At 68.5% G+C, this 22,641-nt stretch carries 29 protein-coding genes; 13 read left to right on the top strand and 16 right to left on the bottom strand.

Annotation, left to right across the window (positions count from 1 at the left end; translation table 11 throughout):
* Window positions 1-65 precede the first annotated feature (65 nt).
* Window positions 66-1,421, top strand: a complete 1,356-nt coding sequence (locus ACFQ4H_RS08715) for an MFS transporter (protein WP_377569072.1) — start codon at window positions 66-68, stop codon at window positions 1,419-1,421.
* A gap of 8 nt (window positions 1,422-1,429) precedes the next feature.
* Here ACFQ4H_RS08715 and ACFQ4H_RS08710 read toward each other — a convergent pair whose 3' ends face one another.
* From ACFQ4H_RS08710 to ACFQ4H_RS08695, 4 genes are read right to left on the bottom strand one after another with little or no spacing between them, the layout of a single operon-like run.
* A complete protein-coding gene (locus ACFQ4H_RS08710) occupies window positions 1,430-2,011 on the bottom strand; it encodes a VanZ family protein (protein ID WP_377569071.1) in 582 nt (193 codons plus the stop codon).
* Between the two features lie 16 nt (window positions 2,012-2,027).
* Window positions 2,028-2,300 (bottom strand): hypothetical protein, encoded by a 273-nt coding sequence (locus ACFQ4H_RS08705; protein ID WP_377569070.1) that lies wholly within the window; start codon window positions 2,298-2,300, stop codon window positions 2,028-2,030.
* Window positions 2,301-2,340: 40 nt separating this feature from the next.
* Window positions 2,341-3,246: a sulfurtransferase gene (locus ACFQ4H_RS08700; RefSeq protein WP_377569068.1), complete on the bottom strand. Its 906-nt coding sequence runs from the start codon at window positions 3,244-3,246 to the stop codon at window positions 2,341-2,343.
* Window positions 3,247-3,274: 28 nt separating this feature from the next.
* Entirely contained in the window at window positions 3,275-4,042 is a 768-nt protein-coding gene (locus tag ACFQ4H_RS08695) for an SGNH/GDSL hydrolase family protein (protein ID WP_377569272.1), read from the bottom strand.
* 184 nt (window positions 4,043-4,226) lie between these two features.
* Here ACFQ4H_RS08695 and ACFQ4H_RS08690 point away from each other — a divergent pair, with 184 nt between their 5' ends.
* Entirely contained in the window at window positions 4,227-4,940 is a 714-nt protein-coding gene (locus tag ACFQ4H_RS08690) for a DUF4184 family protein (protein ID WP_377569066.1), read from the top strand.
* Window positions 4,941-4,945: 5 nt separating this feature from the next.
* On the opposite strand, the gene ACFQ4H_RS08685 is transcribed toward ACFQ4H_RS08690, so the two are convergent.
* Window positions 4,946-5,551 carry a dTDP-4-dehydrorhamnose 3,5-epimerase family protein gene (locus ACFQ4H_RS08685; RefSeq protein ID WP_377569064.1) on the bottom strand — a complete coding sequence of 202 codons (606 nt, stop codon included), beginning with the start codon at window positions 5,549-5,551 and terminating at the stop codon, window positions 4,946-4,948.
* Window positions 5,552-5,769: 218 nt separating this feature from the next.
* Between ACFQ4H_RS08685 and ACFQ4H_RS08680 the strand changes: the two genes are divergently transcribed.
* Together ACFQ4H_RS08680 and ACFQ4H_RS08675 are read left to right on the top strand one after the other, a co-directional pair.
* Window positions 5,770-6,189, top strand: coding sequence for a SufE family protein (locus ACFQ4H_RS08680; protein WP_377569063.1), 420 nt, complete (start codon window positions 5,770-5,772; stop codon window positions 6,187-6,189).
* Between the two features lie 21 nt (window positions 6,190-6,210).
* Window positions 6,211-6,846 carry a DsbA family oxidoreductase gene (locus ACFQ4H_RS08675; RefSeq protein WP_377569061.1) on the top strand — a complete coding sequence of 212 codons (636 nt, stop codon included), beginning with the start codon at window positions 6,211-6,213 and terminating at the stop codon, window positions 6,844-6,846.
* An 84-nt stretch (window positions 6,847-6,930) separates the two neighbouring features.
* Here the strand turns inward: ACFQ4H_RS08675 and ACFQ4H_RS08670 are convergent, their stop codons facing one another.
* Complete coding sequence (locus tag ACFQ4H_RS08670; RefSeq protein ID WP_377569059.1) at window positions 6,931-7,482, bottom strand: YbaK/EbsC family protein; 552 nt, start codon at window positions 7,480-7,482, stop codon at window positions 6,931-6,933.
* Between the two features lie 63 nt (window positions 7,483-7,545).
* Window positions 7,546-7,701, bottom strand: coding sequence for a hypothetical protein (locus ACFQ4H_RS08665; protein ID WP_377569058.1), 156 nt, complete (start codon window positions 7,699-7,701; stop codon window positions 7,546-7,548).
* Between the two features lie 108 nt (window positions 7,702-7,809).
* Here ACFQ4H_RS08665 and ACFQ4H_RS08660 point away from each other — a divergent pair, with 108 nt between their 5' ends.
* Window positions 7,810-8,616, top strand: coding sequence for an alpha/beta fold hydrolase (locus ACFQ4H_RS08660; protein ID WP_377569056.1), 807 nt, complete (start codon window positions 7,810-7,812; stop codon window positions 8,614-8,616).
* Window positions 8,609-9,190: a TetR/AcrR family transcriptional regulator gene (locus ACFQ4H_RS08655; RefSeq protein ID WP_377569054.1), complete on the top strand. Its 582-nt coding sequence runs from the start codon at window positions 8,609-8,611 to the stop codon at window positions 9,188-9,190. Before ACFQ4H_RS08660 ends, ACFQ4H_RS08655 begins: the two co-directional genes overlap by 8 nt.
* Before the next feature lie 73 nt (window positions 9,191-9,263).
* Here ACFQ4H_RS08655 and ACFQ4H_RS08650 read toward each other — a convergent pair whose 3' ends face one another.
* Both ACFQ4H_RS08650 and ACFQ4H_RS08645 read right to left on the bottom strand, forming a co-directional pair.
* Window positions 9,264-10,646: an MFS transporter gene (locus ACFQ4H_RS08650; protein ID WP_377569053.1), complete on the bottom strand. Its 1,383-nt coding sequence runs from the start codon at window positions 10,644-10,646 to the stop codon at window positions 9,264-9,266.
* 231 nt (window positions 10,647-10,877) lie between these two features.
* On the bottom strand, window positions 10,878-11,276 hold the full coding sequence (locus ACFQ4H_RS08645) for a DUF2690 domain-containing protein (RefSeq protein ID WP_377569051.1): 399 nt from the start codon (window positions 11,274-11,276) through the stop codon (window positions 10,878-10,880).
* A 106-nt stretch (window positions 11,277-11,382) separates the two neighbouring features.
* Here ACFQ4H_RS08645 and ACFQ4H_RS08640 point away from each other — a divergent pair, with 106 nt between their 5' ends.
* A complete protein-coding gene (locus ACFQ4H_RS08640; RefSeq protein ID WP_377569049.1) occupies window positions 11,383-12,480 on the top strand; it encodes a helix-turn-helix domain-containing protein in 1,098 nt (365 codons plus the stop codon).
* Window positions 12,481-12,491: 11 nt separating this feature from the next.
* On the opposite strand, the gene ACFQ4H_RS08635 is transcribed toward ACFQ4H_RS08640, so the two are convergent.
* On the bottom strand, window positions 12,492-13,664 hold the full coding sequence (locus ACFQ4H_RS08635) for a helix-turn-helix domain-containing protein (RefSeq protein WP_377569048.1): 1,173 nt from the start codon (window positions 13,662-13,664) through the stop codon (window positions 12,492-12,494).
* A 283-nt stretch (window positions 13,665-13,947) separates the two neighbouring features.
* Between ACFQ4H_RS08635 and ACFQ4H_RS08630 the strand changes: the two genes are divergently transcribed.
* Together ACFQ4H_RS08630 and ACFQ4H_RS08625 are read left to right on the top strand one after the other, a co-directional pair.
* A complete protein-coding gene (locus ACFQ4H_RS08630; protein WP_377569046.1) occupies window positions 13,948-14,997 on the top strand; it encodes a hypothetical protein in 1,050 nt (349 codons plus the stop codon).
* A gap of 189 nt (window positions 14,998-15,186) precedes the next feature.
* Window positions 15,187-15,354, top strand: a complete 168-nt coding sequence (locus ACFQ4H_RS08625; RefSeq protein WP_377569044.1) for a GNAT family N-acetyltransferase — start codon at window positions 15,187-15,189, stop codon at window positions 15,352-15,354.
* Between the two features lie 73 nt (window positions 15,355-15,427).
* Here ACFQ4H_RS08625 and ACFQ4H_RS08620 read toward each other — a convergent pair whose 3' ends face one another.
* Complete coding sequence (locus tag ACFQ4H_RS08620; protein ID WP_377569043.1) at window positions 15,428-15,880, bottom strand: GNAT family N-acetyltransferase; 453 nt, start codon at window positions 15,878-15,880, stop codon at window positions 15,428-15,430.
* A gap of 338 nt (window positions 15,881-16,218) precedes the next feature.
* Between ACFQ4H_RS08620 and ACFQ4H_RS08615 the strand changes: the two genes are divergently transcribed.
* Window positions 16,219-17,181, top strand: a complete 963-nt coding sequence (locus ACFQ4H_RS08615) for a hypothetical protein (RefSeq protein WP_377569270.1) — start codon at window positions 16,219-16,221, stop codon at window positions 17,179-17,181.
* A gap of 53 nt (window positions 17,182-17,234) precedes the next feature.
* On the opposite strand, the gene ACFQ4H_RS08610 is transcribed toward ACFQ4H_RS08615, so the two are convergent.
* Window positions 17,235-17,693, bottom strand: coding sequence for an ArsI/CadI family heavy metal resistance metalloenzyme (locus tag ACFQ4H_RS08610; protein WP_377569041.1), 459 nt, complete (start codon window positions 17,691-17,693; stop codon window positions 17,235-17,237).
* 26 nt (window positions 17,694-17,719) lie between these two features.
* Window positions 17,720-17,872, bottom strand: a complete 153-nt coding sequence (locus tag ACFQ4H_RS08605; protein ID WP_377569039.1) for a hypothetical protein — start codon at window positions 17,870-17,872, stop codon at window positions 17,720-17,722.
* Between the two features lie 75 nt (window positions 17,873-17,947).
* Here ACFQ4H_RS08605 and ACFQ4H_RS08600 point away from each other — a divergent pair, with 75 nt between their 5' ends.
* Window positions 17,948-18,310, top strand: a complete 363-nt coding sequence (locus tag ACFQ4H_RS08600) for an ArsR/SmtB family transcription factor (protein ID WP_377569037.1) — start codon at window positions 17,948-17,950, stop codon at window positions 18,308-18,310.
* Window positions 18,311-18,314: 4 nt separating this feature from the next.
* The gene (gene arsB / locus ACFQ4H_RS08595) at window positions 18,315-19,412 is read left to right on the top strand and encodes an ACR3 family arsenite efflux transporter (protein WP_377569035.1); all 1,098 of its coding nucleotides are present in this window, start codon (window positions 18,315-18,317) and stop codon (window positions 19,410-19,412) included.
* Between the two features lie 227 nt (window positions 19,413-19,639).
* Here arsB and ACFQ4H_RS08590 read toward each other — a convergent pair whose 3' ends face one another.
* Complete coding sequence (locus tag ACFQ4H_RS08590) at window positions 19,640-20,080, bottom strand: VOC family protein (protein ID WP_377569033.1); 441 nt, start codon at window positions 20,078-20,080, stop codon at window positions 19,640-19,642.
* A 322-nt stretch (window positions 20,081-20,402) separates the two neighbouring features.
* Between ACFQ4H_RS08590 and ACFQ4H_RS08585 the strand changes: the two genes are divergently transcribed.
* Window positions 20,403-20,729 (top strand): DUF6331 family protein, encoded by a 327-nt coding sequence (locus ACFQ4H_RS08585; RefSeq protein ID WP_377569031.1) that lies wholly within the window; start codon window positions 20,403-20,405, stop codon window positions 20,727-20,729.
* Between the two features lie 228 nt (window positions 20,730-20,957).
* Here the strand turns inward: ACFQ4H_RS08585 and ACFQ4H_RS08580 are convergent, their stop codons facing one another.
* Window positions 20,958-21,317: a DUF7674 family protein gene (locus tag ACFQ4H_RS08580; protein WP_377569029.1), complete on the bottom strand. Its 360-nt coding sequence runs from the start codon at window positions 21,315-21,317 to the stop codon at window positions 20,958-20,960.
* A gap of 331 nt (window positions 21,318-21,648) precedes the next feature.
* Window positions 21,649-22,233 carry a DinB family protein gene (locus ACFQ4H_RS08575; RefSeq protein WP_377569026.1) on the bottom strand — a complete coding sequence of 195 codons (585 nt, stop codon included), beginning with the start codon at window positions 22,231-22,233 and terminating at the stop codon, window positions 21,649-21,651.
* Window positions 22,234-22,641 lie beyond the last annotated feature (408 nt).

Raw genomic sequence — 22,641 nt, 5'->3', positions numbered from 1 at the left:
TCCATCCCCAAGGGTCACCTGCCGAGGCAAGTCACCCACGGGTCGGCAACAGGGGGCAATCAGCCATGACAGATACGGCGGCAGCGGTCGACGCGACCGGCGACACGTCGGACCCGACGAAAGGTGCGTACCGGCGGCTCGGTGGTGCGTACCGGCGGCTCGGTGGCGGGTACTGGCGGCTCTGGTCGGCTGCGGTCCTCTCCCGCCTCGGTGACGCCGTACGCACTCCGGCGCTTGCGCTGCTGACGGCGTCACTCACCCGTGATCCCCGGACGATCGCCGTGGTGGTCGTCGCCGGTCAACTGCCCCCGTTGCTGTTCGGCCTGATCGGCGGGGTGTACGCCGACCGTTGGGACCGACGCCGCACGATGGCGGTGGTGGATGGTCTGCGGGCGGTCCTGGTCGGCGCGTTCGCGGTGCTGGTGGCCACCGGTCGGACCAGCATCGCCGTACTCGCCGGATGCGCGTTCCTGCTGGCCACCCTCGGTACCCTCTTCGACGCCTCCGCGTTCGCGATCCTGCCCGGGCTGGTGCCCGCTGACCGACTGGCCACCGCGAACGGGCGGCTACAGGCCGGTACGGCCCTGGCCAGCGGATTCGTCGGTGCTCCTGCCGCCGGCGTGCTCTTCGCGATCGCAGCGGCGCTGCCCTTCGCGGTCGACGCGATGTCGTTCGCGGTCGCCGCACTGCTCGCGCTGACCCTGCGCCCGACCCGGCCGACCGGGGCTCGACAGAACGGGGCTCGACGGAACGGGGCCGGGGCAGGTTCCGTACCCCGTGGGCGGAGCCTGTGGCGGGAGGCCGGCGACGGGCTGCGGTGGATCCGCCGGGACGGCACGCTCTGTCGGATCACCGTCCTGGCCGCTGTCACCAACCTCGCCATCAGCGCAATGATCGCCACCCTCGTGCTGTACGCGCTCGACGTGCTGAAGGTCAGCGAAGCCGGGTACGGCGCCTTCATGGCGGTAGCCGTCGTCGGTGCGCTGATCGGCGCACTCGGGGCGGGCCGCCTGGCACGACGGTTCGGCGCTCTTTCCGGACTGCGTTGGGTGCTGCTGGGTCAGACCGTGGCGCTGGCCGGACTCGCACTGTCCCGACACCCGGTCCCGGGGGCGCTGACGCTGGCCGTCTTCTCCGCCGGTACGGCCGTGTGGAACGCGTTGTGGGCCGCGTACGGGCAACGCAACGTACCGGCCGAACTGCTCGGGCGGGTGGGCAGCGCCCAGCGGATGGCCGGAATGCTGACCGCCCCGATCGGTGCCGCGCTGGGCGGCTTCGTCGCCGAGGCGTACGGGCTGCCGGTGGTCGTCTACGCGGCGGCGGTCATTCTGGCCCTCGCCACCACAGTGGCGTGGCGGACGCTCAGCCGGGGTGGGGAGCCGGGCCGGGTCGACTCGTCGGCTTCAACACCTACAAGCTAATTGCCCGATCAGCCTGGGTAGCCCGCTTCGATGGGCGTGGGCCGACGGTCCGCCGCAACCGGCTCGCGGGATGCCCACCACGGCCGGGACACGAGACCGGCGAGCGCCGCGCCGACCGCGTTGATCAGCACGTCGTCCACAGAGGAGACACGTCCGATGTCGAGCACGAACTGGAGGGTCTCGACCAGGGCCGACCCGGCAGCGCCGAGGGCGAGGAGTCGCCACACCCCGGCCAGGGCGGCGAACCGGATCGGCCCGAAGAAGCCCAGCGCGGCGAAGACCAACAGGTTGCCGCCGACCTGCACCGTCACGAACGTGGGCGAGGTGGTGGTCACCTGGAGGAACAGGTCCCGCAGCGGGATCAGATGCACCTGTCGGGGTGCGGCCAGCGGGGTGAGGATCATCCACACCCAGGGCAGCGTGCCGACCACCATGCCCACCTCGGCGACGCTGTGCCACCACGCCTCACGGTTGGGCAACCCGTTGCGCCGGCGCAGCCGGGCCAGCAGAAGGGCGATCAGGGCAGCCACCGGCAGGCCGGCCAGCGACACCACGACCACGCCACCCCAGTCCCGCCACACCTGCCCCATCTCCGCAGGCTACCGATCAGTGCGGTCGGGCGCGCCGCAGGAAGGCCAGCAGACCGCCCTGCTCGAAGTTCACCAGCTCCCAGCCCCGGGTCTCCAGCAGCTCGACGGCGGACAGCATCTGGTCGACCGTCACCTGGGCATCGCCACTGATCGGCCCGGCCATGAACACGGAGGAGACCGGCGGCCGGAGAAGCACGTAGCGGAACGGATAACCGTCGAGCGAAGCCCGACCGGAGAGGATGTCGGTGCAGTAGAAGATCCGCGGGGGGCGTTGGGGCTGGGGCTGCATCTGGCCAATATGGCAGAGGCCAGCCACTATGGAACCGACGTCAGGGTCGGGGCAGGCCGCCGGGCCGGTCGCCCCGGACCACCGGGGCCCGGACCAGGTTGCCCCACTCGGTCCATGAACCGTCGTAGTTGCGTACCTGCGGGTAGCCGAGCAGGTGCCGGAGCACGAACCAGGTGTGGCTGGACCGCTCACCGATCCGGCAGTAGGCGATGACGTCGTCCGTGGGTGCCAGGCCCAACTGGTCGGCGTAGATCGCCCGCAGTTCGTCGACCGGCTTGAACGTGCCATCGGGGTTGGCGGCCGACTTCCACGGCATGTTCACCGCACCCGGGACGTGCCCACCACGCAGTGCCCCCTCCTGCGGGTAGTCCGGCATGTGCAGCATGTCGCCGGTGTACTCGGCGGGCGAGCGTACGTCGACCAGGGGTCGGGCCGCCGCGATGTGGGCCATCACCTGGTCCCGGAAGGCGCGCAGCGGTGCATCGTTGCGCTCGGGGACCGGGTAGTCGGCCCGGGGCCGGCTGGTCCGCTCCCGGGTCAGTTCACGGCCCTCGGCGATCCACTTCTGCCGGCCGCCGTCGAGTAGCCGCAGGTCCGCGTGGCCGAACAGCGAGAAGACCCAGAGCGCGTACGCCGCCCACCAGTTGAAGTTGTCGCCGTAGAAGACGACGGTGTCGTCCCGGCTGATGCCCTTGGCGGAACACAACTCGGCGAAGCCCGCCGGGTCGAGATAGTCCCGGGTCACCTGGTCGTTGAGTTCCAGATGCCAGTCGACCTTGACCGCGCCGGGGATGTGGCCGGTGTCGTAGAGCAGCACGTCCTCATCGGACTCGACCACGACCAGACCGTCCGTGTGCAGATTGGCGGCCAACCATTCGGTGGTGACCAGCCGCTGCGGGTCTGCGTACGCCTGAAGGGCGGGGGCGGGGTCGCTGGGCACTGCCATCACCCCACGGTACGCCGCCGTGCCCGGCTCAGTCCGTGAACGGCGCCAGCACCGGGCGTTTGGCGGTGACCGTGTCGCCGGACGAGCGCCCGGTCAACCGGCGCTTGATCCACGGCGCCAGGTGCTGACCGGCCCAACGCAGGTCGGCACCGCGCGCCGCCAGCCACGGCGTCGGTGCCGGCTGTGGCGGTACGACCAACCACTGCTCGTCCGGGGGCAGTCCGAGGGCGCTCAGCACCCGGGCGGCAACCCGCCGGTGCCCGGCGGCCGACAGGTGGAGCCGATCTTCACTCCACAGCACCGGGTTCAGGAACGTGTCGTCGGCATACAGGTCGACCAGGATCGCGCCATGCCGTTCGGCCGTCTCGCCCAGTGCCTGGTTGAGTATCGACACCCGGGGTGCCACGAGTCGCTGACCGGGCAGGCGCGCCATCACGTCGGCGAACCGGAAGATCAGTACGTCGGCTCCGGTACCGCGCAGTTGGCCGATCACCTCGTCGAAGCGTTCGACCAGGGCATGCGCGTCGAAGTTGCGGCGCAGTACGTCGTTGCCGCCGGCGGCAAAGCTGATCAGGTCAGGGCGCATCGCCAGCGCGGCGGGCACCTGCTCGGCCACCACGTTGGGGAAGAGCCGCCCCCGGATCGCCAGGTTCGCGTAGCCGAACTCCGGGCCTGCCTCGACAGCCAGCCGGGCCGCGACCAGATCCGCCCAGCCGCGATAGGTGCCGTCCGGATACGCGTCGTTCATGCCCTCCGTGAAGCTGTCCCCGACCGCCACATAGCTGCGCCAGCGCACCCGTACCTCCCTGCCGATCGCCACCGTCCTCCTGTCGGAGTGTGCCAGCCAGTTTGCTCCGGTCCTCCCAGGGCTGCCAACGAGTGGCGGCACCGACATTCCACTCGACCCCCGGGGCCACGACATCGATGATCTCTGGTTTCGGATGCGGCACCAGCGGAATCATCGGCGTTAACCTACGGCGATGCCGCTGACCTTCCCCTCACACGCGGCGCTGCCGCTGCCGCTCAAGCTCTGGCGGCCACGTTGGTTCGATGGGGTCGCCCTCGTCGTCGGCGCGGCGGCACCCGATCTGGCGTACGCCCTCGACGGCTCCGGCCTACCGGTGTTCCCCCTGTCGCACCAACCAGCCGGGCTGATCCTGTTCTGCCTGCCGGTCGCCCTGCTGTGTGGGGTGCTCATCCGCTGGGCCGCCCCGACCATCGCCGTGCACCTGCCGCCCTGGCCCGCTTCGCTGGCCCTACGCGACTACGGCGTACTGGGCCGCTCCCGCCCGGCGATCGTGGTCAGTGCCGCCTCAGCCGTGCTGGCCGCCGCAACCCACCAGGTGTGGGACCGGCTGACCGAGCGCATGCCCGTATTCGACGCGGCTTCGACCGTGCTCGGTGCGCTGGCGGCGCTGGCGCTGGCCGTACACATCGGGCGTCGCGGGCTCCTGCGGACATGGCACGGTGCTCCCCCCGAGGCCCCGAGCCAGCCGGCGCTGTTCTGGACGGTCGCGGCCAGTGTCACCATCGCTGGCACGATGGTCGCGTCGCGACTGCCGGGCGCGTTCCTGCTACACACCACCGGGGTACGGATGATCGGGTCACTGGCCCTCGGGCTGCTGGCCGGTGCCGGTGCGGTGGGCCTGCCCAGACGCCGCAGGGTGACCGGACGACCCCACCACTTCCGGTAGCAGGTCTACGCCTGCGTCCGCAGGGACTGGTAGAACCGCTGGCATTCGTCGTACGACGGCAGCAGTCCGGCGTCCCGGAGTTCGGCCAGACCCGGCCCGTTGGCATCCCGCTCGGAGAGGATCGGCGTGACATCGGTGGGCAGCGGCAGCGCCAACTCTTCGTCGCGTACGTTCACGATCCGCTCACGGGCCGGCGCGTACCGGGCCGAGCAGAGGTAGCTCAGCACCGTGTCGTCCTCCAGCGCGACGAACGCGTGCCCGAGGCCCTCCGACAGGTAGACCGCCCGGAAGTCGATCGTGTCCAGGCGTACGACCTCGTGCTGCCCGAAGGTCGGTGACCCGACCCGCAGGTCGACGATGATGTCCAGCAGTGCGCCCTGCGGGCAGTAGACGTACTTCGCCTGCCCGATCGGCACGTCGGCCCAGTGCACGCCCCGGACGACCCCCCGCCGCGAGACGCTGTGGTTGGTCTGGGCGACGGTGAGTTCGAAGCCGAGGGCATCGGCGAACGCGTTGGCGTCGTACCACACGACGAAATTGCCACGGTCGTCGGGAAACTGCTGCGGAAGAAACTCCCATGCGCCGGAAATCGACAGCTCAGTGGCCTTCACCTGTTCACCTCTCGCGTATGCGGCAATCGCACACGATACCGTCCGCCCGGGTCCCGCCCGCGCGTCAGGAAGACGATGTCCCTGGGTGGCGTCAGGGTCGGTCGGGATCGACTCGTCGTTCCTTGGACGCCCGTGCCGATGCCACTCACCGGGAGGATGCGGCAACGGGGCGCCGGTAGCCTGGGGCCATGTCACCTGGGTCGACGCCGTCTCAATCCATGCCGCCGAAGCTCGCCGGGATAGTCGAGGAGTTCGCGTCCGCACCTCGGGACGTGGTGCTGGAGATGCTGTTGGAGTTCGCCGACAGTGTCCCGCCGCTGCCGGCTGCGCTGGCCGACCGGACCGGGATGGAACAGGTGCCGGAGTGCCAGACCGTGTTCTTCCTGCGCGCCGAGGTGGCCGCCGACCGTACGGTCACCACCTGGTTCGACTGCCCACCCGAGGCACCGACGACCCGCGCCTTCGCCGGCATCCTCGCCGAAGGGCTGGCGGGCGCCAGCGCTGACGAGGTGCTGGCCGTACCGGATGATCTTTATCAGCGGATGGGGCTCGCGGAGGCGATCAGCCCACTGCGGGTACGCGGGGGCACGGCGATCCTCGCCCGCCTCAAGAGGCAGGTCCGGGAACAGATCAGCTGACCTGCGATGTTGTCTCCGGTCATGGAGATTGAGATCTACGCCGACGTGGTCTGCCCGTGGTGCTACATCGGAAAGCACCGCCTGGAGCGCGCCCTTGAGTCCTTCGAAGGGGACGTGACGGTTCAGTTCCGGCCGTTCCAGCTCGACCCGTCACCCGTCCCCGAGCCGCGACCGCTGGTCGAGTCGCTCGCCGAGAAGTTCGGCGGGGCGGAGAAGGCCGAGCAGATGCTTGCGCACACCACCGCCGTCGCCGCCCGGGATGGCCTGGAACTGCGGTTCGACCGGGCGGTCACGGCGAACACCTTCGACGCCCACCGGCTGGTGCGGTTCGCCGACTCGCGCGGCCACGCGGCCGGGACCGTCGAGGCGCTCTACCGCGCCTACTTCACCGACGGCGTCGACATCGGGTCGCGGGACGCGCTCGCCGCCGTCGGCGCCGGGGTCGGCCTCGACGAGACCGAGGTACGGCAGTTCCTCGACTCCACGGCTGGCGAGTCCGAGGTACGGGCCGGGTTGGCCGACGCGCGGGCGCTGGGCGTGACCAGCGTGCCGACCTTCGTCCTGGCCGGAAAGTACGCCGTCACCGGCGCCCAGGAGCCGGACGTGCTGCGTTCCGCCCTCACCGAGGTGGCCGCCCGCGAGCAGTCGGGCAGCTAGCCGACCTGGCTCCAGACACCCAGCCGACCTGGTTTCACGTGCAACAACATCGACAGCCGTCTGGCCGGACCGGTCCCTGGACCTTCAGTCGACCGGTCTGGCCAGGCCCTCGATGACCTGAGCACCCGGCAGCGCGGCCAGCGCCGGGCCGGGCAACGCGATCTTGCTACGCCGCAACCCGGATCCAATGATCACGTACGGCGTGGCGACCACCCGTGGGTCGACCAGAATCGGCCACTGTTCCGGTAGCCCGATCGGCGTGATCCCGCCGTACTCCATTCCGGTCAGCTCCACTGCCTCCGCCATCGGCGCAAAGCTCGCCTTGCGTACGTTGAGCTGTCGCCGTACCACGCCGTTGACGTCCGCTCTGGTGGTGGCCAGGATGACGCAGGCCGCGTAACGGATCTCCCCCTCCCGCTTACCGGCCACCACGACGCAGTTGGCCGAGGCGTCGAGCCCCACGTCGTACGCCGCGCAGAAGGCGGCCGTGTCGGCGAGGTCCGCGTCGATGGCAGCAACCAGCACCGAATCGACAGCCACCGCAGCATCGGCCGGCCATCCTTCGACGGCGGCAGCCACCGAAGGTGCCAGCAGCTCGGGGCGGGTACGGGCGGGCTCGGTCCGCAGGGATCCCATCACAACGGTGATCCTCGCACCGGCAGCACCGACCATCCCGACCACCCCACCTCGGCGGGCAGCTCAGCCCCCGGGGAAGAACACCTCTTCCGGTGTGACCGTCCGATGACGCGCATGGGTGGCGTCCTCGATGCCGTGCTTCACGGCCAGGCGGACCACCCCGTAAAGGAGAATGAATCCGAAAACGTACAGAACCAACACGAAAAAGACTTCGAACATACCGGCAACTTTAGGGCGCATGGGGATCAGAAAATCTCTCGGCCAGGCCGGGATCGCCCGTACGTGTTGGACTTGACGAGCAAAGCTAATGCCATTAGCTTTTAAGCTATGAACGTTAGCTACTTGGAACGTGGTACGGGTCGGATCGCCTACGAGGTGCGGGGCGACGGACCGCTCGTCGTGGCCCTGCCCGGCATGGGTGAACTGCGCTCGGCCTACCGGTTCACCGTGCCCGCCCTGGTCGACGCCGGCTACCGGGTCGCCGTCATGGACCTGCGCGGACACGGCGACAGCGATGACGGCTTCACCAGCTACGACGATGTCGCCGCCGGCACCGACGTGCTGGCGTTGATCGACCACCTGGGCCAGCCGGCAACCATCGTCGGCTCCTCCATGGGAGCCGGTGCGTCGGTCTGGGCCGCCGCCGAGGAACCGACAAAGGTCACCGGCCTCGCGCTCCTGGGGCCGTTCGTCCGCGATCCACAGGGCAATCCGCTCATGCCGTTCCTGCTCAGACTGCTGTTGACCAAGCCATGGGGACCTGCCGCATGGCGGGCCTACTACCGCACGCTCTACCCCGGTCGCCCCCCGGCGGACCTGACCGAACACCTGGCCCGCATCCAGCAGAGCCTGCGCCGAGGCGATCACTGGCGATCCTTCGTACGGACCACCCGGACCAGCCACCGGCCGGCCGAGGAACGTCTGGGTCAGGTGGACACGCCTACCCTCGTGGTGATGGGCGAAAAGGACCCGGACTTCCCGGACGCCACCGCCGAGGGTCGGTTCGTCGCCGACCGTCTGAAGGGAGAACTGCTGTTGGTGCCGAACTCCGGGCACTATCCGATGGCCGAATATCCCGAGATCGTCAACCCGGCGCTGGTCCGCTTCCTCGACCGGGTGCACGGCCGTGGCTAGGGCCGGACTGACCCCGGAGAAGGTCGTGGCCGAGGCGGCCCGCATCGCCGACCAGGTCGGCCTCGACCGACTCACCCTGGCCGCCGTGGCCCAGCAGCTCGGTGTCGCACTGCCCAGCCTCTACAAGCACATCCGGGGCCTCGAAGCACTCCAGCGGCAGATCGCCGTTCGTGCCCTGACGGAGTTGACGGACCGGCTGACCGAGGCCGCCCTGGGCCGCTCCGGCCGGGACGCACTGTGTTCGCTGGCCCACGCCTACCGGGCGTACGCCAGGGAACACCCGGGCAGCTACGCGGCCACGCTGCGCGCCCCCGACGCCGCCGACGCGGCCCATGTCGCCGCAGGTGAACGGAGCGTACGGGTCGTCTACGCCATCCTCGCCGGCTACGGACTCTCCGACGATCAACTGGTGGACGCCACCCGCGGCCTGCGTAGCGCGTTGCACGGATTCGTCTCACTGGAGATGGCCGGCGGCTTCGGACTGCCGCAGGACGTCGACCGGTCGTACGACCGACTGATCGACGTCCTGGACCAGGCGTACGCCTCGTGGCCGCCCGAGCGGCAGATCGGCTGATGGTCGCCGGCACCGGTCCGGGACAGCAGACCGACCGCCCGGGACACGGTCACGTCGGCGTACGCCGGGACGGTCAGGTCGTCGAACGCGGGTCGACCCGTCCCGAGATGACGGCACCGAGGAGTGCCAACCCGGCGGCGACCGCGAACCCGGCGAGGTAGGTCCCGGCCCCGGGCACGGTCGTCGCGGCGAACATCGCACCCCCGAAGGCAAGAACCGTGGCGGCGAAAAGCGAGTCGCCCAGTTGCAGGGCCGAACTGTTACATCCCTCCTCACCCGGTGCGGACAGTTCGAGGGTGAGTACGGACAGCGTCGGATAGACCATCCCCATCCCCGCCCCCGCGACGCCCCAGCCGGCGATACCGATCAGTACGGGAACCGACTCCGACACGGTCAGTGCGACGAACCCGATCCCGGCGGCGACACAGAGCATCCCGACCCGGGGAAGGGCCGCCCGCAACCTAGGTTGCGTCAACCGACTCTGCAACGCCGACCCTGCGGACCAGGCCAGCGCCCCTGCGGCAAGGGCGAATCCGGCGGCAGCCGGGGACAGCCCCCGTTCCCGGGACAGCAACAACGGAATGAACACCTCTGCTCCGGCGAATGCGGCCGAGGCGAGACCGCGCAGTGCGATCACCGTCGGTAGCCCACGCCGGAGCCGGAGAAAACCGGCCGGCAACAGCCGGGGAGCACAGAGACCGAGCCCGACGACGGCCACGGCCAGCAGGACCACCGCCGTAGCGCCACGCTGCTGCCCCCCGTAGTGCAACAGCGCGGCACTCACCGCCGCCCCGAACGCCCAGGCGATGCGTCGGAACGTTCCCGGTGCCGTCCTCGGGCCGGAGACCGGGGCGTCGATCCGCCGTAGGCCGGGCTGGATCAGCAGCATCGCCGGCACCGTCAGCACGGGCACCGCGAGGAAGACCCAGCGCCAGCCGACGTACTGCACGATCAGACCGGCGATGGCCGGACCGACCAGCGACGGAACCACCCAGGCCGCCGCGAACGCCGCGAAGATCCGGCGGTGCAGGTCCTCGGGGTACGCCCGACCGACCGTGACGTACAGCGCCACCGAGAGCAGACCCGAGCCGAAGCCCTGCACGATCCGGCCGGCCGCGACCCACCCCATGCTCTGTGCGCTGCCGGCGATCAGCAGGCCGACCACGAACCACAGCACACCGTGCCGCGTCGGGGTCCCCGGGCCACGGGCGTCGCTCCAGATGCCAGAGACGACCATGCCGACCACCCCGGAGGCAAAGGGTCCACCGAAGGCGAGGGCGTACAACGCCAGCCCGTCGAGGGAGCGGGCCACCGTCGGCATCGCGGTGGTGACCGCCAGTGACTCGAACGCCAGCAGTGAAACGAGGGTGACCGTACCCACCGTCAACGCCCGGAACCGTCCGGTGAACAGGCTGGGTGCCGCCGGGGCCAGCGTTGCCGGCTCGGTCGCCGTCACCCTGCGGTCCCGACGGTACGGGCCGGTTCGACGCCCGATGCAGCCAATACTCGTACGGCTGGACCGTCAGGTCCGCCCCGTACCACCCCACGGGCAATCACCCGGCTCAACAACAACCCGATCGACACCACACAACTCTCCGACCTCAACCGCCGTTCAAGTCAAGGTGGGGTTCCGGGCCGGCCGGGTGGCCCGTCGCGGCACGGGTGGTGCCACGACGGGCCGATGCGGCTAGTACCAGCCGGTATAGCTGTGCGAGTTGCCGGCCCGTGCGCCGGTTTCGCCGGTGACCATCAGCGTGTAGGTGCCGGTCACTCCGCTCGGCACGTACGTCTGCTGCGAGTGGCCGTACTGGTTCTGTACGTAGAGCCAGGCCCCGGCGTACGAGTTGCTGACCTTGGCCCAGTTGGCGTTGCAGCTCGGGCTGTAGCGCAACTCGACGTAGCCGGCCGCTGAGCTGAAGGCCGCCCCCGTGGGCGTGTACGCGTCACCGGCACAGCCCTCGGTGTACGGGTTCTTGCCGTAGCAGCTGGCACCATTACAGGTGGCGGCCTGGGCGGGCGATGCGCCGACGAGCGCCCCGACTGTCACCAGGGCCGCCACCAGGACGGCAGGGAAGAACCTTCGCACTGATGCCTCCTCTTGGTCGTGGTTGCTGATCCGGAGCCCGGCCGGGCAGGTCCTGTCTAGCCGTTCAGTAGTTGTCCCGACACCCCTGGTCCAGGTAGGACAATCAATGCGGACAACGGAGCGGGGTTGGTTTGCGATGGGTCGACCGGAACGACGCATTGATCCTCAGGCTGGCCCGGTCCAGGCCTTCGCCGCCGAGTTGCGGGCGCTACGCGAATCAGCCGGCATGCCCAAGTACGCCACCCTGGCGCATCGGACCGGAAAGTCGAAAACCGTACTGACCGAGGCGGCAGGGGGTCGACGGCTGCCGACCTGGGAGACCGTCGCAGCGTACGTGGAAGGTTGCGAGGGCGATCCGCTCCACTGGCGGCAACGTTGGGAGAACGTTTCACGCCTGGTAGCCCCGGACCTGGTCGAGGCGGAGCAGCCGGACACGGCAGCGGACCTGGCCGAGGCGGAGCAGCCGGACACGGCAGCGGACCTGGCCGAGGCGGACCAGCCAAACAGGGCAGCGGACCTGGCCGAGGCGGACCAGCCAAACAGGGCAGCGGACCTGGCCGAGGCGGACCAGCCAAACAGGGCAGCGGACCTGGCGGGCGGAGCTGCCACCGTGACCGGTACGGCCACGACCACCTCGTCCGCCAACCCGGGCCGGCGACCGTTCTGGCTGCTGGCCGGTGGTCTGGCCGGACTGTTGGCAATCGTGCTGGGCGCGGCTGCCGTCGCGGACGGACCAGGGCCCGAGCCGCAGCCGGAGGCCGACACCGGGCTGGTGGTGGCGGACGAAGCCGATCCCAAGGACAGTGGCTGCGCGGCCTTCCCCGATGTCCTGTCGCTGGACCATGTCGAGATGGTCCATGACCAGCGTCCGATAGGAGCGTTGGAACTGCGCTACTCGCCCCGATGTGGTGCGGCCTGGCCGAGGTTCACGCCGTACGGGAACAGCCCGGTGCCGGCCGAGACGGTCGTGCACGTCGACGTCGTCCGGCCGGCGGACGGACGCAGGGCCAACTTCGCCATGCCGTACGCCGGAACCTCGGTGTTCGGGAACGTCCTGCGCAGCACCGAGAGCTGTGTGCTGGCCGAGGCCCGGGTGGTACGGGCACAGGCTGCAGAACCGCAGGTCGTCGCCTCAGCCCGTACCGCCTGCTACCGAGGACGGACCAGGGAAAGCGACAGCGGGTCGGCCAGTACCGGTCCCTGACCAGCTCCGGTTCAACAGTGCGGAATGCCGGGTGAGTAGCCGTCCGCAGCAACGAGCGGGGTGTCGAGCCAGTAGTCGTAGATCCAGTTCCCGTTGGAAAGCTTCGCCCAGGTACGGAACTGACTGCCGTCAGAGGCGTAGTGCTGGCCGTCCCACCCGCCGTTGTTCACCTGGCACAGAATGCCGACGCTCGCGCCATAGTTGTGCGCTGCGCCGCGGGACGCCTCGGTGCGGGGCTCGGTACGTTCGAACACGCCGTCGGTGGCGGTGATGCGGAAGGTGATCGGTTGCGGTTGCTGCACGGCCGTCGGCTGCGACGCTCGGGTCGGTGACGGTCGGGACCCTGGTTCGGTCCTGGCCGTGCCACCGGCCGACGGGGTCCGGATCGCCGGGCTCGTCGGGGGTACGGACGCTGCGCTCGGGGACGCCGACGATGATGGGGCCGGCTCCGGCAGGGCCGGGGCGTCGTCGAAGGTCGTCGTGGGTCGCGGCAGCGTGGCGGATGGCTGCTCACCCGGGTCGTTGTAGCTCTCGACCATCTTGTACGCCGTCAGTCCGCCGCACGACACCATGACCAGGACGGCGGCCACAACGAGTACGCTGCGCCACCAGCCGGGACGATACAGATGATCGGGGTCGCCGCCGGCTCGGCGGGGCGGCACCGGCGGTGGCTGGCTGGGACCCGCAACCCCGGCGTGGGCATCCTCGATCCGCTGCAACTGCTGGTCGATCCGGGCGGCCTCGACCGGATCGTCCACTCGCGTGCCGACGACGGGCTCGGACGGAGTGGACGTGACCGCAGGGGTGCCGTCCCCGGTGGGAGCCGTACCCTCGCTCGGAGCCGTACCAGCGGTGGGATTGGTGCTCGGGGCGGGCGCGGTCCGCGCCTTTTCCTGCTCCTCCTGGAGGCGGCGGATCGCATCGAGGAATCCGGTGGCGGTGGCCTCGTCGGCGCCCAGGGTGCGAAGCAGCCGGGCAACAACGGCCATGGAGTTACGGGCGGGAACCCGTCGGCCCTGCAACAGGTTGCGTACCGATCCTTCGCTGTAGCCGGAGGACCGGGCCAGCGACGACACCTTGTGCCGTTGGTATCCGGGCAGTAGGGCCAACTGCCTGGCAAGCTCCTCCTTGCTGGTGATCGCAGCAGGGTCCGGTAGCGGCCGGGTGGGTTCGTCGGATGTCACCAGGACCTCCATTCAGCACACCGGACAACGGGGAGAGGTGCCGCCGCAACCATACCGACGGCGGCCAAACGGATCCATTGTGGAGCACCAGCGCCAGGTACGTCGTCCCTGCTCAACCGGCGTTGTTGCGCGGTTTCGTCCGTGTTGTTGCCCGGGTTCGCCGGCGTTGTTGCGCGGTTTCGCCCATGTTGTTGCCCGGCGGGATCCGGTGGTTGCGGCGATTGCCGCGCTTGCGGCCTGCAACGTCTGTTGGTTGCCGGAAAGCGGTTCGATCGTGGTGACCATGAATTCCATGGAGGCTCCACCCGAACTGCAACCAGCCCGGCCCCACCGACGGCGACTCGTACACACGGCGATCGGATTTTCGGCGGTCCTGCTGAGCTTCACCGCGGGGCTCATCGGCATGCACACCGCCTCGGCCGACCAGTCGAGGTCCGTAACCGGCACGGTCATGGCCCAGCCAACTGCGAATCTGCGGGACAGCCCGCAGGGGAACACGGTCGGCACCGCCGCGTACGGCGACAGGCTCACCGTCGCCTGCTACGCGGAAGGCCCCGGTCTGGTGGAGGGCTGGGGTGGTTCCAGCCGGTACTGGGACAGGGTCACCGACAGCAACGGCAACAAGGTCGGCTGGATCGCCGACGTATGGCTGGACACCGGGGGCGAAATCAACACGCAGGTCGACACCTGCGACCAGCAGCCGACCTCCGACGCCACCAACGGGACCACCGACAACAGCGAGAACAGTGGAATCGTGACGCTACGCCGTCCAGCACCGCAGGACGAACCGACCAGGCCGTGGCAGGCCGAGGAAGCCCTGGCCACCGGTAAGGCCTGCGTGTTCTACAACCACTGGGGTTCACTTCCGGGCCTGGACGCCACCGGGAACACACAACCGATCGGCCACGTAGCGTTCGCGTTCCAGGTGTCCACCACCGGCCTGTGGCTGCTCGGCTCCGGCGACAACGACAGCGTCACGTACCCGAACGGGACGTTCAACGACAAGCCTGGCAACGGCGTGTGGATCATGCGCAGCTACACCGTCGACGAGGTGGTACGGATCTTCTTCGAGGACCGCGGTTACGAAAGCATGAAGTGTCGCGACGTCACCAACGCCAAACCGCGCGCCGCGACCGAGAAGGTCCTCAACAACCGGGTCTGGACCAAGACCGGCAACAACTGCCTCGACCACACCTACCGGGCGCTGGAGGCGTACGGAGTCGACTGGACCTTCGCGCTGCCCGTAACCCCGAAGTTCTGGTTCGACGAGGTCCTCGCCTGGGAGGGCTTCGGCTGGCACAAGGTCCCCAATCCTCCGGTCCAACTCTGGTAGGCCGACGCCACCTCGTAGCCCTCGGCTCGTGACGGAGAGGGGACGGCCACCGTACTCATCGGGGCCGTCCCCGCCAACTGCCGACAACGACGACACAACTCCTCCGATCCGTCCGTACGGGAGTCGCTAGGGTGGCACGGTGGCTGAACTACAGCGGCTCGATGTCCATTACGCCACCGCGTCTGCGGGTTGGCCCGCGACGAGTACGGGCTGCGGCACCTGATCGCGTCGACCACGCTGGACAACGTCGGCTCGTTGGCGGCTCTCCGGCGTACCGGGTTCACGCCGGTCGGTGAGGTCGTCCTCGACGGCCGGCCCGGGCTGCGGCACGTCTGCGGGCTCGCCCCCGACAGGTAGCCGATCCGGTCGTGTCAGCGCACCGTCATCTGCCGGCCAAGCATGATCTCGTACGGCGGCGCCGGCTGTAGCTTCACTCCGGTTCCCAGCGGAGCCAGCGCTGGTCGTGCTGGAAGCCCACCCGCTGGTAGAAGCGCACTGCTCGTTCGCTGGAGTGGACGGTCACATGCTCCAGACCCAGCTGACGCGCCTCAGCGAGTACGGCCTCCAGCAGGGCCGCGCCGATTCCACCGTCACGCAACTCGGGTACCACATACACCGACTGGACGTCGCCGCTGCGCCGATGTCGCCGGGTGGGAGCGGGGACCCGGTCGGCGACCATCAGCCAAGCCATTCCGACCACGTCATCGCCCACCTCAGCAAGGAAGGGCACATGGGTCGAGCGATGGTCGGTCAGCCAGGCCGAAAACTGCTCCAGAAATGCGGTACGGTCCGCAGCGGTACAGCCGGATCGCTCGGTCAGCCGACGCCACCGGAGGCCACCCAGGGCCGCAGCGTCGTCCGTAGTCGCCCTACGAATGGTCACCTGCATTTCGCTCCTCCTGTAGTCCGCGTCTCGGACCGGCGGATGGCTATCCGCGTCGATGTCTCAGCCCTTCGCCGACGAATCAACCCCCACAGGTCCGGGGGTTAACCTCCGGCCCGGCCGGGGGGTTAACCCCCGCACGCATGCGGGGGCATGTCGGATGGTTGGGCGGGACGAATTCGCTGAGGCTGGTGGGCACATCGGCAACGTCCAAGGCCGGCCCGTTCAGATAGCTACGACCGGCTGATCCTCGTATGGAGCATCCCTTGACCATCCTTGGAACATGTTTCAGCGCGCTGCGCGGCTGGCATCGCCCGTTGGTGGCGAACGCGACACTCATGTTCACCCTGACGTTGGTCTCCGCCGTCGGTCTGTTCGTCGACGATCGCCTGCTCATGGACGAATCGGTCTGGGTTAAGCCGATGAAGTTCGGCTTCGCCATGGGCGTGTACGGCCTGACACTGGCGTGGCTGCTCAGCAAGCTGAGCAAGGGCAGACGTTTCGGTTGGTGGCTCGGCACCTTCTTCGCCGTCGCCGGTCTGCTGGACGTCGGTGCCGTCGCCTACGCTGCGGCTCACGGCACCTTCAGCCATTTCAACAACAACGACGAGCCGGTCGCTCAGACCGTGCGGACGGTGTTCTCCATCGGCGTCGGGCCGCTCCTGCTGATCACTCTGATCATCGCGGTCCTGGTCCTGATCCAACGCACCGGCGATCGTGCCATGGCCCGCGCCCTACGCGCCGGACTCGGACTTGCCGCCGCCAGCATGGTCGTGGCGCTCTGGCTCAGCAACTCCGCAGGCGCAACCCCCCGCACGGTTACCGACGCCAACGGCCACCCGGTGTCCATGAACGGCGGCCACGGGATCGGCGACCCCGACGGCAACGGAATGTTCCTCACCAACTGGAGTACGACCGGCGGCGACCTTCGCGTACCGCACTTCTTCGGCATGCACGCCATCCAGGTGTTGCTGCTCGTCACCGCGATCCTGGGCGTACTCGCGGCCAGTCACAGTTGGCTCCGCGACGAGCGGGTCCGGGCCCGGCTGGTCGGCGTCGCCGGCCTCGGCTACACCGGTGTCTTCGCGGTGCTCACCTGGCAGGCGAAGCGAGGCCTGCCGGTGACCGGACTCGACCGGCAGACACTGATCGCCTACGCGGGGTTGGTGGTGTTCACCCTCGTGACGACCGCCGCGATAGTTGTCGCTGCGCGCCGGCGATCTGCTTCGCCCAGGGACGGGGAGCAGCGCGACGAAGTATCGGCAGCGGCCCGGCCGAGCACACCGGTGAAGCTTCCGTGACGAGCCAGGTGCGCGCCTGATGCCGGATTGCGCTCAGGCGCGCACCGCGACGGTCAGCAACAGTTCGATGCGGTTTCGCTGGTCACGGGTTCCTTCTGGTCGGTCGAGGTGCAGCAGGCACTTTCGGTCGGCTTCTGGAGTTGCTGGGAGTCGGCCTTGACGGTGTAGACCTCCCAGGGTTCGTTGCCCGGCCCGTGGACCCAGACCTTGTCCTGGAGGGCGTAGCAGCACTCGGTGTCGTTCTCCTCAAGGGTGATCAGGCCGCTGTCGGTCAGTCGCCGGGTGGCGGCGTCGACCTCGTCCGTGCTGAACACTTCGACGCCGAGGTGGTCCATGACGGTGGGCTGGCTGGGCTCGCCTTCGAGTAGAACCAACTTCAGGGGCGGATTCTCGATGGCGAAGTTGGCGTAGCCGGGACGTCGTTTGGCCGGCTCGGTGTCGAAGAGCTTGGAGTAGAAGGCGATGGAGCCTTCGAGGTCGGACACGCGTAGGGCGAGTTGGACACGGGACATCTGGTTTCCTCCTGTGGTTACGCGGTTCAGCGAACGTAGAAGCTGGTCAGCATGGCGGTACGGGTGTGCTCGTAGCGGGTGTTGGCGCGGCAGGCCTGGGTGCAGACCTGCCCGCAGGAGTCGCACACGGTCACGTTCCGGGCAGCGGGGCCGTAACGGCGACGGAAGATTCTGATCACGATCGCCCCTGTCTAGATGATTTTCGAAGCAGGGCCACTGTTGCACCCTGTTTCGACATCTGTCAAGGTAGACCCATGTCGAAGCAGACTCTTCCGGTGGTGGATCTTCAAGCGGTGGCTTGCTGCTCACCGCTGGCAGTTCGCCCGCTGGATGCGGACCAGGCGGCCGTGGTCGCGCCGATGTTCAAGGCGCTCGGCGACCCGGTCCGGCTACGGTTGATGTCGATGATCGCCTCGGTTCCCGAGATCTGCGTCTGCGACCTGACCTCGGCATTCGACCTGTCCGGGCCGACCATCTCCCACCACCTGAAGGTGCTACGCGAGGCCGGACTGGTGGACTCGGAACGTCGGGGCACCTGGGTCTGGTACCAGGTCAAGCCGGAGGCGTTCCGCCAGCTCGGCTCACTCCTGGAGATCGCCGTACCGGCGGGGACCTGAACCGATGGCCGTCGTGGAACGTGGCATCGCGCCTGCCGTCGTCGGCCGGCTGTCCCGCCTGGATCGACTCCTACCGCTGTGGATCGGTCTGGCCATGGCTGTCGGGCTGCTCCTCGGCCGACTGATCCCTGGCCTCAACCGCGCCCTGGAGGCGGTGAAGCTCGGCGGAATCTCCCTGCCGATCGCTCTGGGCCTGCTCGTGATGATGTATCCGGTGCTGGCCAAGGTCCGCTACGACCGGCTCGACACGGTCACCCGCGACCGCCGACTACTGCTGTCCTCGCTGATCCTGAACTGGGTCATCGGCCCTGCGGTGATGTTCGCCCTGGCGTGGATCTTCCTGGCCGACCACGCGGAGTACCGAACCGGGCTGATCATCGTTGGACTTGCGCGCTGCATCGCCATGGTGATCATCTGGAACGATCTCGCCTGCGGCGATCGGGAAGCGGCAGCCGTACTTGTCGCCCTCAACTCGGTGTTCCAGGTGCTGACCTTCGGCCTGCTCGGCTGGTTCTACCTCACCGTGCTGCCCGGCTGGCTCGGTCTTTCCGGCGCTGCGCTGCACGTCTCCGGGTGGGACATCGCCCGCAACGTACTCGTCTTCCTTGGCATCCCGCTCATCGCCGGTTTCCTGACCCGCCGCCTCGGCGAGCGCTCCAGGGGCCGAGCCTGGTACGAACAGCACTTCCTGCCGAGGATCGGCCCCATCGCCCTGTACGGCCTGCTGTTCACGATCGTGATCCTGTTCGCCCTCCAGGGAAAGGCAATCAGCGGTCGCCCCTGGGACGTCGTCCTGATCGCGGCACCGCTGCTGGCCTACTTCGCCATCATGTGGGCCGGCTCCTACGCCCTGGGTAGGGTCATCGGTCTCGGATACGAGCGGACCACCACCCTGGCCTTCACCGCCGCCGGCAACAACTTCGAACTGGCCATTGCCGTGGCCATCGGCACCTTCGGAGTGACCAGCGGACAGGCCCTCGCTGGCGTCGTCGGACCACTCATCGAAGTCCCGGTGCTCGTCGCCCTGGTCTACGTCAGCCTCGCCCTACGCCGCCGGATCTTCACGGACGAGCCCGTTTCCCGTAGTGGGCAGCCCTCCTAGGCGACAAGCCCGAACACCCGCCAATGGCCGCCGGCCGGCTACACCACCTGGCTGACGACACCATCGAAGTCCGCTCCGCCGGCAGCGAACCCACGTGACTGCCCGATAAGCCTTCGCCGAGGTGCGCTGCCCCGGTCGGGGGTCATTGGCGTCGAGTGTCATGCAATCGAAAGCCGAGCCTGGCCTACCGCGGTGGTTCCTTGGCTGAACGGCCTCTTCGACAGCCTTCAGCTGAGCTGCTCGGCCAGCGCGACGATGATGCCCTCGGGGCCGCGGACGTAACAGAGCCGGTAACGGTCCTCGTACTGCGCCAGCTCGCCAACGAGTTCGGCGCCATGGGTGCGCAGACGGGTAAGGACTTCCTCGATGTCGTCGACGGCGAACATGATGCGACGTATGCCCAGCGTGTTCGCCGGCGCGATCTCCGGCTCAGCGCCGACCGCCGTCGGCGTACGGAACTTTGTCAGCTCAAGCCGCCCGTGCCCGTCCGGGGTCCGCATCATTGCGATGTCGACCCGAACGTCGTCGAGCCCGACGACACGGTCCACCCAACGTCCCTCGACTGGTGCCTCACCCTCCAGTTCCATACCAAGTTCGACAAAGAACGCGGTAGCGGCCGCCAGGTCGTCGACGACGATGCCGACGTGGTCCATTCGCTGAATTGCCATATTCCCGAGCATAAGGGTCGACTGTCGGACTGTGTCGGTGCGAGACGGCTCCGTCTGCTCGTGGATCTCGGCGTCAGCGGAGCGGTTGAGACATCGCTGAGCACCTGCCCGGGCAGCGCAACACCCAAGGAGCGGTGCACTTTGGCTGGCCGCCTTCGGGCACGACCGCAGGGAGCACCACTCAGGTTGGCAACTGGCCGCGTCCGCCGTACCCGGACAATCCGGCCCGGTGGCCATCACATCCGTAGGAGTGTGGTCCGGTGACGGCGCTAGCATCGGCTACCCGTCACCGTTGCGGCGGGCTCAGCGGTAGGGAGCGGCAATGGCGGACGTGTCGGTCGAAATACCATCGCCGCTGAGCAAGTGCATCATCTTCTGCGAGATCGAGTGTGTCCGCGCGTGCTGCGGGATCGACGCCGTCTCTACCGATCCCGCCCTTATCGAGGCATGGTGCCGTCAGGTGGGGTCGGGCACGGCGGTCGAGGCGCGGCTTCAACTCGCCGAACTGGTCGAGGTGGTCGAGGACCGCTCGCACATCGTCACGTCGAGATTCCTGAACCACCGCACGCACGACGATGCCGCACGGCGTCAGTTGCTGGACTTCCTGGCCGCATTCGAAGCGGGGCTAGCGGCCGGCGAACCGTCGTGAGCGGTCAAGGTGAAAGATCCGTACTGATGGCTTAAGCACTGGCTGGCCGCCCCTGTCCTGAAAGGCCTGACTTAGCCCCCTGACGAGTTGCCAGCCCTACCTAGCAAAGATCAAGACTGCTGTCGGCTGGCGTCGGCCACCGTCGCTGACCTGCGCACCGCGTCCGGCAGCGTCGATCTTCACCGTACGTCTTCAGCCGGCTTGGCTGTACGAATGGCTGCACTGCCGCTATCCAACCTGTGCGGCGGCTTCCTCGGCGAGGGCCGGCGGCCAGATCGCGATGAAATCCGCCATCATCGGATCCCAGGGCCCGACGGCTTCAACGAAGGACACCGCCACGAGTTCCCGCAGGCTGGGGTCCGGGCTGGCCATAGCAGCATCCAGGAACGCGAGGCATCGCGCGAGAGCGTCGGCTCTCCCGTGCTTCCACGCGTTCAAGACGAAAGGCACCATGACACAGCCGAAGAAGACATGCGGGAGGATCTCGTCGTTGTCCCGGATGTGCTCGTCCAAGGCGTCGCGCAACTCTGGGACGACCTCGATCAGCGTCGGCACGACGCCGCCATACGTCAGGTCAGTGGTCGCCACCCGGTAAGTATGACCGCTAGTGACAGGCCACCCGGCCTGGTCGGGAACCTCAGTTTGGAAGGGCGAAGATCACGGCCGACAAGGCCCTGGTGGGGCAGGCCAGCCGCAGGATGTGGGGACCGTTCGTGCCCGTTGGCGACCGCCGGGGGTACCGGCTACTGGCACGTGGTTGGCACGGCGACCTACGCGTTACGAGATCAAGTTGGTGACCTGTGCCTACCTGGCCTCGATTGGCCTGACGTGCGGAAATACCTGTCGGCATCTCTCAGCGTCGGTGGTCCGACCTCTTGAGGACTAGATGAGGACTGCTGCCGGCCGCGCGCGACAGGCCCTAAGCCATGATTGTTGCGGCCGACCTGGCCACCTGCTCGATCTTCGCGCAGTAGGCTGCACGGGCTTCCTCGTCGATCTGCTGCTCGTTTTCGGCGCGCACCCCTGTCCGGCCGTCGAGGCCCTCGCGCAGGATATCGGCGTGCCCGGCATGCCGGATGGACTCGCCAAGGACATGGACCATGATGGCGAACAGGTTCGTGTTGGGATAAGGCTCCGGCCACCACGGCACGTGACCGGGGGCGTCGAGGGGAAGCTCGTTGATCGTCGCGTCCGAGTGTTCCCACGTGCGCCGGTAGAACGCGATGATCTGATCGCGGGTCTCGTCCTCGGTCGCCCACAAATCGTTGCCGTTGGAGTCCTGCCACCGGGGCAGCGGTTCCGGGGAAGGGCGGTCGAAAACCTCGCCGAAGTACCGGGCCTCGACGGTGGCCACGTGTTTGACCAGGCCGAGGAGGTTGGTCCCGGTCGCTGTCAAAGGTCGGCGGGCGTCGTATTCGGACAAGCCGTCGAGTTTCCAGAGCAGCGCCTTGCGGTCCCGCCGCAGTCTCCCGTGCAGGTTGGCTTTCGCGAATTCATCGTTCATACGGCACGAGCCTGCCATGGGCTACTCGTGTCCTCAAGATCCCGTACCCGGTCCGCAACGACTGGCAAAGCCGAGGCCAGATAGCCGATCTATGCAGCGTGGTGTTCTTGCGCTAGCCGGTCGGGCGGATGTAAGCGGCCATGTGATGAGAGCGGATCTCCTCGCCGGGCAGTTGCCAGACCGTCCAGCCTCCCCGGACAGGGTCCAGGTGGAGCGCCCTACCGGACGTACGATCTGGACCCTGTCCGGGGAGGCTGGTAGCCCTTGTGGTGCCCGGCGAGGTGATCTGCGGCGGCATCTCTGAGGAGGGTCGGGGTTCGGGGCGGAGCCCCCGTGGCCGGCCGGCCCGGCCGATGCCGGCCGGAGGTCGCCAGCAGGCCGGGGTCGGGGCGGCGCGGCCCGCTTGCG

Origin of the sequence: Micromonospora sonneratiae (assembly GCF_042679305.1) — a bacterium.
Classification (GTDB): domain Bacteria; phylum Actinomycetota; class Actinomycetes; order Mycobacteriales; family Micromonosporaceae; genus Micromonospora_H; species Micromonospora_H sonneratiae.
The sequence above is the reverse complement of the archived record's forward strand: the minus strand, read 5'-3'. Positions and strand labels throughout refer to the sequence as shown.